General features: G+C 72.2%; 1 protein-coding gene. It reads left to right on the top strand.

Annotated elements, in window-relative coordinates; translation table 11 throughout:
- Window positions 1-407 (top strand): DUF1109 domain-containing protein (locus SB764_RS38490; RefSeq protein WP_410866533.1); only part of this gene is annotated, 407 nt, incomplete at both ends.

Genomic DNA, 407 nt, shown 5'->3' with positions numbered 1-407 from the left:
CCCGATCTGCGCGAGATGCCCGTCACGCCGCTCTTCTGGGCCAAGCTGGCGTTCCCGGTCGCGCTCGCCGCAGGCTCGCTTCTCGTCACCGCGCGTCTTTCGCGGCCCGGCGCTGCCGTGCGCGCGGCATGGGCAGGGATTGCCGTTCCCGTCGGCGTCGTCTGGCTTGCGGGCCTGGCCGTGTTTTGGCTCGCGCCTTCCGCGCAGCGCGCCGAGCTGCTCTTTGGCCATACGTGGCGCACTTGCCCGTTGAACATCGCCGTCCTTTCGGTACCCGGCTTCGCTGCGGCGCTTTGGGCCGTGCGCGGGCTCGCGCCGACGCGGCTGCGGCTCGCGGGCGCGGCCGCCGGCGCGCTCGGAAGCGCTACCGGGACCGTTGCCTATTGCCTCCATTGTCCGGAAATGGG

The organism is Paraburkholderia sp. SIMBA_027 (assembly GCF_046535315.1).
Lineage (GTDB): Bacteria > Pseudomonadota > Gammaproteobacteria > Burkholderiales > Burkholderiaceae > Paraburkholderia > Paraburkholderia tropica.
Note: the sequence above shows the minus strand (reverse complement) of the source record. Positions and strands in the feature narration are given on the sequence as shown.